This is a genomic window from Solilutibacter tolerans (genome assembly GCF_900155935.1).
In the GTDB taxonomy this organism is placed as follows: domain Bacteria; phylum Pseudomonadota; class Gammaproteobacteria; order Xanthomonadales; family Xanthomonadaceae; genus Solilutibacter; species Solilutibacter tolerans.
The window spans coordinates 1-7,868 of record NZ_FTLW01000009.1; the positions used below are offsets into that span (position 1 = coordinate 1).

Below are 7,868 nucleotides of genomic sequence, written 5' to 3' on the forward strand. Positions count from 1 at the left end.
AGTGTATTCATGACCTTGGCGATCAGTGGTCTGGCGCCTAACAATTCATTCAAGCCGACGCCGCTTCGCGGCGCGGCTTAATTCAGGCGTTAGGCCACTCCTTTGAGATCAGTCGTAGACCCACAAGTAATCCTTGCCTGGCAAGATGTTTGCCAAAAGAACAAGAAGCTCAGACTTGCTCTAAGAATTACCTTCAGAGTGAGCTCGATTGCTGTCGTCGTCCTATGTCTTCTTTCAGTTGGTTCAGTGGAAATACTGCGGTCTCAATGGATGCCTCCGGTTTTAGGATTGTTCGCATTCGTATCAATAGCGACCATCCTATGGAACAACATTCTCGTAGGCTTCCCCCGCTGTCCAAAGTGCAACGGCATAGCTGAAACATGGTTTAGCTCTAGGCTGCTTCACCCAGAGACCAATGATTTCTGCAACTCATGTCATGCTTGGCTTATTAATCCACTGAAACCGCCAAGCCCCGTGGCCTAACAATTCGTTCAAGCCGAGCCTGCTTCGCGGCCTCGTTTTTGCGGTAAGTTGTACCGCAACGCTCGGCCGCTACGCAGGCCGGCTTAACTCAGGCGTTAGGCAACAAGAACAAGATGCGACAAGTCGGAAGAATCCAAGACTGGAATGACGATAAAGGCTTCGGTTTCGCAGTGCCGCATGGTGGCGGGCCAAAAGTCTTCGTCCACATAAGCGCCTTTCAATTCGGCTCCAATCGCCCAAAGAACGGTGATCTAATTTCCTACGATCTATCCACAGATGACAGAGGCCGCCCAAGAGCCACCAATACTCGCTTTGCGGGGCAGAGGATAGAAACGAAAAGCGCTCCAACAAGGCTTCCGCGTAAGGCACTTGGCCTAATTGCAATGGCCATTATTGGCTCACTAGCTGCTCTACATAAAATTCCGTGGCTCGTCGCAGGCACATATGCCCTTGTCAGTGGGCTGAGCTATTTGGCATACGCCCTCGACAAATCTAGCGCCGAACATAGCTCAAGGCGCACCCCCGAAAGCACCCTGCACTTTCTTGATCTAATTGGTGGCTGGCCAGGCGCACTGATCGCCCAACAACAGTTCCGTCACAAGACAGTGAAGACCTCATTCCAAACTACGTTCTGGCTGACAGTAATAATTAACATCGCGCTGGTCGGATGGCTTGTCTCATCTGGAACCATCGAGCGGTTTGTTGCCTAACAATTCGTTCAAGCCGAACCTGCTTCGCGGTCCGGCTCATGCGGTAACGTGTACCACACCGCCGGTCCGCTACGCAGGTCGGCTTAACTCAGGCGTTAGGCGGCAATGCAGAGATTCTTGGCTAACATCGCTCTATCAATCATTCTTTTGGCAATCCCGGTTGTGGCTCAGCTGGCCATGCCGTTGCCAAATTCAATGGGGCTATCTTTGCTGCTCTACGTTCCATTTCACTACGCCTTTTTTCTACTAGCACTTATCTTGTTCTTAGCTCTAAATATCTACCTTTCCAACAAGATGAAAGCGAGGCTATGGCAAGGTGCGGCGCTGGGCGGAGTTGCTACTATTGGTTGGTTCTCAGTTTCCTTTCTAGTCGTTGGTCAGCTGCATTTGAGTTTGGGCGGTCAGTTGTGAGTCTCTTGCCGCCTAACAATTCATTCAAGCCGACGCCGCTTCGCGGCGCGGCTTAATTCAGGCGTTAGGCTGCAGTGCCGACTACCCCTGCCTCTCATTGAAAGCCTGGGCACACGCCAACGGAAATGTCCCACTCGCTTTTCAGAAACGCAGCAATCGACTGAATTCGAACCGATCTGCTACAAAAGCGGTGCGCCGCATGCGGCCAAGCGAGCTTGATCGCAAGCGGCGCATCGCTTTTGTGGGGCTCATGTTTCAAAGCCTTGTTATTGCCACGGATATGGCAAGGGCGGTCATGCATCGCGCGGTGGACGGGATACAACGTCATCAGCGCCTAACAGGTCGTTCAAGCCGACGTTGCTTCGTGGCCGCGCTTGCGGGTAGGCTTTCAGCCTAACCCGCCGCTTGCCACGTGCGCACCGCGGCTTAACTCCAGGCGTTAGGTGCCGCATGAGAGAGTATCGCACATGACCCATCCCATCTTCAGCATCGGCTACGGCAACAGATCTTGGTCCCAGTTTAGCTCCTTGCTCAGAGAGCGAAACTGTGACTACTTGATCGACGTCAGATCAAATCCGTACTCCAAGTTCAACCCAGGTTTTTCTCAGCAACCTTTGCGAACCGCAGCACTAGCTGACAAGATCAGGTACGTTTTCATGGGCGATCTCCTAGGCGGAAAACCCAGTCGTGCCGAGGATTACTTGCCTGACGGCAGGGTCGATTATATCCGACTAGCCGAGAGCCCAGCCTTTCAACAGGGCCTAGCAAGACTCCGATCAGCCCACTCACAATCTTTCTGCGTATGCTTAATGTGTAGCGAGTTAAGACCAGAGGAATGCCACAGATGCAAGCTAATCGGAGAAGAGCTTGCCCAGCTTTCAATAGATGTTGTTCACATTGACGAGAAAGGACATAACATACCTCAGGCCGAAGTAATAAGGCGTCTAGATGGTGGGCAGAATGATTTCTTTGGTATCCCACAAAAGCTGACAACATCTAGAGGGGCATATAGGAAATGATCGATACTTTGTACACTACTGGCGGATATGGATATTCACAAAATACCTTTTTTGATCGCCTTGAAGCTAACGGCGTTGATGCTCTAGTTGACATCCGCCAACGGAGAGGCATGAGAGGGCGCCAGTATTCATTTCTTAACTCGACCGCCTTACAAGCAGAGCTATTGGGGCGCGGAATTGCATACCTCTACCTGAAGGAACTTTCCCCGACTACCGCAGTTCGGGATGCACAGAAAAGGCAGGATTTGTCGAGCGGTGTCGCCAAGAGAAAACGCGAGATTCTTAGCTGTGAATTCATAGCAGCATACTCGGAGAATGTTCTCGTTAATCTAAATCCCGAGGATGTTTGGGCCAAAATTTTGAGCTACAAACGGCCGTGTTTTTTCTGCGTTGAGGCAGCAGAACGAGCGTGCCATCGTTCGCTCGTAACAGATTGGCTCACAAACTATCGACAGACTCCGGTCATTCACATTCAGGGGAGATAATGCCGTGGCGCGAGTACTAATTGTTTCCAGAACTAACATGAGTGGTGGAAACGTCTGCATCGGAGGACTGATTGTCCAAGGCGCTAAGAACGTGAGACTTTTGACATCTCTTGGCGCGAATCAACCATCTACAGCTCCCTTTCAGGTCGGGGAATTCTGGGACGTGGCACTAACAAGCAGGCCCAGATGCATACCACCGCACGTGGAAGACATGCTTGTACAAAGCGCCACTAGTGTCGGGATTTCTAATAACATCGTTCAGGATATAAATGCAGTAGCACCAGTGTATCAAGGCGCACTCTCTGAGACTTTTCAGGGAACTCTGCTAACACCTCGCGGGCGAGCTTGGCATATTGAACGATCAAATATTCCTAGTTCTAGCGTTTGCTTTTGGAAAACCCCTGTAGCCCTATCTCTCGAAGCTCCTTTTGGGAAGCCAAAATACCACTATAATACCCTACAGGAAGAGACTTATTTGCCTTTCGTAGGAATAAGCGCGCCTCAGCCGATTATTCCTGCTGGCACCCTTGTCCGGCTATCGCTAGCCAGATGGTGGACACCGGAAGGCCAGCAGGACGAGCATTGCTACCTTCAGCTTTCTGGCTGGTATTGAGTGCGGCACCTAACAATTCATTCAAGCCGACGCCGCTTCGCGGCGCGGCTTAATTCAGGCGTTAGGCTTGCTTGGATAGATCCATGAGCACACAAAGCAAAATCATCGACTCCCGGAAAGCAATTAGGATAATTGCCGGCATTCTTGCACTAGCTGGACTCATAGCGATCCCATTTAATTTGTCGGAAGACATTGCAAATAATAGAAACTTCCGTGCATTCGACCTTCTGAAATTAGCGGGCGTTCTTTACGGTATATATCTGTTCGGAAAGTTCGCAATCACGGGGAAGCTTGAGTTGTTGAGTAACGTCCGCTTGACGAACAACTCGAGCCAAGTCTCAGCTGAACAGAAGAAGGATTCATAAGCCCGCAAGCCTAACAGTTCGTTCAAGCCGACGCTGCTTCGTGGCCCGGCCTTTTGTGCTAGCTTCTAGCACAACGCCGTGCCACTACGCAGCGCGGCTTAACTCAGGCGTTAGCTGACAGGAGCAATTGATGTCACACGTGCAAGAAATCCGAATACATCTTGATGGTGTCAGCAACGTTCTTAAAACAAAGCGCTTTCGAGTGCCCGCTTATCAGCGCTCGTATGCTTGGGAGCAAGAGCATGTGAATGATCTCTTGCAGGACATACGCGAAGCTATCGGCAGCAAGGAAAGTGAGTATTTTCTTGGCTCCATCGTTGTGACTGGTCCAATCGACGGAAAGCATGAAGTAGTTGATGGCCAACAGCGACTAACCACCATCAGCCTTCTAGTAGCGGCCATAAAAGATATCTTCGCAGCAAAAAACGATCACGAAGTTGTCGTATCTGTAAAAGGCGACTACCTTGCAAACACAGATCGGAAAACGAAAGAAAAAGAGCCGAAACTTACGTTAAACGAAGTCGATAATGAGCTCTTCCAAGAGCTAATAGAGAACGCCTATTCAGTAGACCGTAGCAAATTCCAACGACAGTCGCATCAGCGACTCATCAATGCCTATTCGCAGATCCAATCATTTCTTAAGACTGTTCTAACCGAAAGCAAAGACGAGGAAGAGACTCTTCATGCTTGGCTCGACTATTTGGAGTCGAACTTAAAAATTATTGTTGTTGCCGCGCCAGATGACAGCAATGCATTCGTCATTTTTGAAACGCTAAACGATCGCGGCCTTGAACTTGCGATTTCTGATCTGCTTAAGAACTACATATTTCACAAGTCAGGCGACAAACTGGAAGAAGCAAAGAATAGATGGCTTTCCATGATTGCTGTACTTGAAGCGACCTCAGAGGAGCCTCTGACCGTTACCTATCTTCGTCACTTTGCTATGTCTCGGTACGGCTTAGTGCGTGAGCGCGACCTTTTTAGCACCATAAAAAAGAAGGTCGCGAACAAAAAATCCGCCCTGCAACTTGCTACGGATTTGAACAATACCGTGAAGGTGTATTCCGCACTTGTGAACACAGATCATGAGCTCTGGCAGAGGTATGACAAGCAAGTGAGCGGCCGCGCTGCAACGCTTAATCTGCTAAATATGAGCCAGATTCGGCCACTTCTCATTGCCATACTAGAAAAGTTCGGAGACTCCGCCGTATCCGAGTCATTCCGCCTTCTTGAATCAGCCGCAGTACGCTTTCAGATTGTTGGCGGCGTAGGTGGCGGTACACTCGAAAAAATCTATAGCGACACGGCTAAAGCAGTATTTGATGGCGGCATAAAAACCCCGAAAGATCTTCTTGCAGCATTCACGACCCTCCCCACAGACGCAGCGTTTCGTCAAGCATTTACTGTTGCACAAATCTCGAGACAGAATCTGGCTCGCTACTATTTGATGCGTTTGGAATCAGCATTGTCCGGAGGCTCAGTCCAAGAACTCGTGCCAAACCCCAATACTGGGCATATTAACTTGGAACACGTTCTACCTTTGACCCTGAGTGAAAGCTGGCAGAGCTCTTGGAAACTTGATCTTGCCCGCGGCTACCAGAAGCGCTTGGCAAATCTGGCCCTTTTGAACTCGAAAGAAAATAGCAAAACCGGCAATGACGACTTTTCCAAGAAGGTAGAGGCATATGCCAAGTCCAGCATAGCCCTCACCAAACGAATCTCCGAGTTCACTGAATGGACACCTGACACTATTGAAACAAGGCAGAAGCAAATGGCGGAGCTTGCTGTCAAAGCGTGGCCAATCAAATAGCCTGTCAGCTAACAATTCGTTCAAGCCGAACCTGCTTCGCGGTCCGGCTCATGCGGTAACGTGTACCACACCGCCGCACCGCTACGCAGGTCGGCTTAACTCAGGCGTTAGGCAGCTTATGAAGACTGTCGCATTCGTGATTGGGTTTCTTTCGGTAACGGTGCTGTCCGTGCCTCGCATTGCCGCACCCGACCCCGAGCCCATCGGAGCTGGTGCCAGCCTTTACATGCTTGGCTTTCTTCTCATCATCATCTGCACTGCGGCATTTGCAGGCTCTTCATACCGACGTCGGATATCCCTAGGCTGGCTTGTCGGCGCCTTAACTGGCGCTATGTCCAGCGGCGCCTTCTTCGGCTCCATCGCTTGCGGCGTTGCAGTCTTTTCACTCGGCATTCTCATCGCTGCCGGAGCCATAGCTGCACTGCTCATCTCTTGGGTGGTACCCAGGTTCTTTCGGGCGCTGCCTAACAATTCATTCAAGCCGACGCCGCTTCGCGGCGCGGCTTAATTCAGGCGTTAGGTGTTTTACAGACTTCGAGGTTGACATGTCCGATTGCGGGTGCGAGATGGAGGCAAACAACGAGCAGGAACGAAAGACTCTCAGGCTCATTCTTGGGATCAATGCTTTCATGTTCGCCGTCGAAATGGCGCTTGGGCTCTTTGCGCAATCCACGGGCCTCATCGCCGACTCTTTAGATATGCTGGCGGATGCAGGTGTGTACGCCATCAGTCTCTATGCTGTTGGCAAAAGCGACATTCTCAAGATAACAGCTGCAAAATTCAGTGGTTTTGCCCAAGTGGCCCTAGCCTTAATTGTGCTTACCGATGTAATTAGGCGATTCGTTCTCGGCAGCGACCCCGAAAGCACGGTGATGGTCACAGTAGGCACCGTTGCATTGATCGCTAATGTTATTTGCCTTTCTCTCATTGCCAAGCACCGAAGCGGTGGCGTGCACATGCGGGCGTCATTTATATTCTCCAAGAATGACGTCATTGCCAACCTGGGCGTCATTCTTTCTGGCGCGCTCGTGTGGGCGTTTGGCAGTCGTTATCCTGATCTTATAGTTGGCTTCGTAATCGCATTTGTTGTGCTTCGTGGCGGGATCCAAATTCTTAGGGATGCGTCATCGCAAAAATCAGGCGCTCCCAGTGACTGATGCAGAAACACCTAACATTGCGTTCAAGCCGAAATTGCATCGCTACGCCAACAACATGGCAGGAGGAGCTTGCCATATTCTTGGCTACGCGCTGCAATTCGGCTTAACTTAAGCGTTAGGCTTTACATCACGTAGTCCACGGGGAGTTCAAAGATGCGCTACATCTACTTGGCACTCATTGTTCTTATCACCCTTGCAGTGGTGACCTTCAAGGTTCAGAACATTGAAACGGTCACAGTCTCGTTCCTTTCATCATCTCTCACCGTTCCACTCTCATTTCTGGTCTCAGGTGTGTACTTCCTTGGCATGCTTACTGGCGGACTGGTGATATCTCTTGTGCGCTCCTGGGTTCGCGGAGCGACCAAGCCTGTTCAACCGCGTCAGTAGGCGCCAAGCCTAACAATTCGTTCAAGCCGAAGCCGCTTCGCGGCTCGGCTTAACTCAGGCGTTAGACCTGTGTAGAAAGCACACGGTTTGCGCATCAAAGGCAAACCGCAGAGCGACAAAAGCGGTCGCACTGCTCAACAGCGGTGCCCGCTACGCGCGCACAGAAGCGAGACTTTAAAAGTTCAAACGCGGAAGCCTAGTTGTCGCGTTCGATGGTGTTCGCGCACGCCCTACTCGTCCGCTTCGCCGGACGCTAAACCTGTTCAACGAAAGTGTTTGGAAAAGCTGGGCTCAGCTCACTTAAAAGCCAAGCATTGCAAACCAAAAATGGTCGTTCACAGGTCTAACAATTCGTTCAAGCCGAACTTGCTTCGCGGCCCGGCTCATGTGGTAGCGTTTACCACATCGCCGATGCCGCTACGCAAGTC

10 protein-coding genes are annotated in these 7,868 nt (G+C 50.8%); all 10 read left to right on the forward strand.

Translation table 11 applies throughout. The annotated features are described in order from the left end of the window. Positions 1 to 596 precede the first annotated feature (596 nt). On the forward strand, positions 597 to 1,193 hold the full coding sequence (locus BW989_RS12860; protein WP_076588670.1) for a cold shock and DUF1294 domain-containing protein: 597 nt from the start codon (positions 597 to 599) through the stop codon (positions 1,191 to 1,193). A 117-nt stretch (positions 1,194 to 1,310) separates the two neighbouring features. Then, positions 1,311 to 1,604, forward strand: coding sequence for a hypothetical protein (locus BW989_RS12095; protein WP_129582932.1), 294 nt, complete (start codon positions 1,311 to 1,313; stop codon positions 1,602 to 1,604). A gap of 467 nt (positions 1,605 to 2,071) precedes the next feature. Next, on the forward strand, positions 2,072 to 2,623 hold the full coding sequence (locus BW989_RS12100; protein ID WP_076588672.1) for a DUF488 domain-containing protein: 552 nt from the start codon (positions 2,072 to 2,074) through the stop codon (positions 2,621 to 2,623). Then, positions 2,620 to 3,108 carry a DUF488 domain-containing protein gene (locus BW989_RS12995; protein ID WP_076588673.1) on the forward strand — a complete coding sequence of 163 codons (489 nt, stop codon included), beginning with the start codon at positions 2,620 to 2,622 and terminating at the stop codon, positions 3,106 to 3,108. The genes BW989_RS12100 and BW989_RS12995 overlap by 4 nt, the downstream gene beginning before the upstream one ends. Positions 3,109 to 3,112: 4 nt before the next feature. Next, complete coding sequence (locus BW989_RS13000) at positions 3,113 to 3,721, forward strand: dual OB domain-containing protein (protein WP_425476664.1); 609 nt, start codon at positions 3,113 to 3,115, stop codon at positions 3,719 to 3,721. A gap of 83 nt (positions 3,722 to 3,804) precedes the next feature. Beyond that, positions 3,805 to 4,086: a hypothetical protein gene (locus BW989_RS12110; RefSeq protein ID WP_076588675.1), complete on the forward strand. Its 282-nt coding sequence runs from the start codon at positions 3,805 to 3,807 to the stop codon at positions 4,084 to 4,086. A 130-nt stretch (positions 4,087 to 4,216) separates the two neighbouring features. Continuing rightward, positions 4,217 to 5,896, forward strand: coding sequence for a DUF262 domain-containing protein (locus BW989_RS12115; RefSeq protein ID WP_076588677.1), 1,680 nt, complete (start codon positions 4,217 to 4,219; stop codon positions 5,894 to 5,896). A 118-nt stretch (positions 5,897 to 6,014) separates the two neighbouring features. Then, positions 6,015 to 6,404, forward strand: coding sequence for a hypothetical protein (locus BW989_RS12120; protein ID WP_076588680.1), 390 nt, complete (start codon positions 6,015 to 6,017; stop codon positions 6,402 to 6,404). 58 nt (positions 6,405 to 6,462) lie between these two features. After that, positions 6,463 to 7,053: a cation efflux transmembrane domain-containing protein gene (locus BW989_RS12125; RefSeq protein WP_278245881.1), complete on the forward strand. Its 591-nt coding sequence runs from the start codon at positions 6,463 to 6,465 to the stop codon at positions 7,051 to 7,053. Positions 7,054 to 7,206: 153 nt separating this feature from the next. After that, positions 7,207 to 7,440 carry a LapA family protein gene (locus BW989_RS12130; RefSeq protein ID WP_076588684.1) on the forward strand — a complete coding sequence of 78 codons (234 nt, stop codon included), beginning with the start codon at positions 7,207 to 7,209 and terminating at the stop codon, positions 7,438 to 7,440. Positions 7,441 to 7,868: the final 428 nt, after the last annotated feature.